1 rRNA gene is annotated in these 660 nt (G+C 53.2%); it reads left to right on the plus strand.

Annotated features, from left to right (window positions below):
* Positions 1–351: 351 nt before the first annotated feature.
* Positions 352–660 (plus strand): 16S ribosomal RNA (locus tag IFT82_RS20360); the annotation flags it as partial.

The raw sequence follows: 660 nt of genomic DNA on the forward strand, positions 1-660 counted from the left end.
ACCCTGTTGACGTAAAAATGTCATGGGGCTAGAGGGCTGTCACCGCAGCGATCGACTGAATGGTTGGTCTGGTGGTTTCGACAGCGACGGGATGCTGGCTTGATCCGGAAACGGAGAGGTTGGTGTGCCGGGTATTGTTGTCGGTTCTTTGACATTGTTGATTTAGATGAAGGGACATGTGGGCGGCGGCCTGCGGGGTCTGATGCGTTATCAAGGCGTATTGGATGTCGTAAGCAATAAGCTGTTCTCACAGGTCCTTCACGTATCCATACGTAATAGATTTTGTGCAGAGCGGCTCCTTGAGATGTCTGCGCTGTCCTGGCGATTCCAGTTGGGATGGTGTGGTAGCATAAACTTGAGAGTTTGATCATGGCTCAGAACGAACGCTGGCGGCATGCCTAACACATGCAAGTCGAACGATTGCCTTCGGGTGATAGTGGCGCACGGGTGCGTAACGCGTGGGAATCTGCCCCTTGGTTCGGAATAACAGCTAGAAATGGCTGCTAATACCGGATGACGACGTAAGTCCAAAGATTTATCGCCGAGGGATGAGCCCGCGTAGGATTAGCTAGTTGGTGTGGTAAAGGCGCACCAAGGCGACGATCCTTAGCTGGTCTGAGAGGATGATCAGCCACACTGGGACTGAGACACGGCCCAGAC

Source organism: Sphingomonas sp. CFBP 8760, from assembly GCF_014841615.1.
Classification (GTDB): domain Bacteria; phylum Pseudomonadota; class Alphaproteobacteria; order Sphingomonadales; family Sphingomonadaceae; genus Sphingomonas.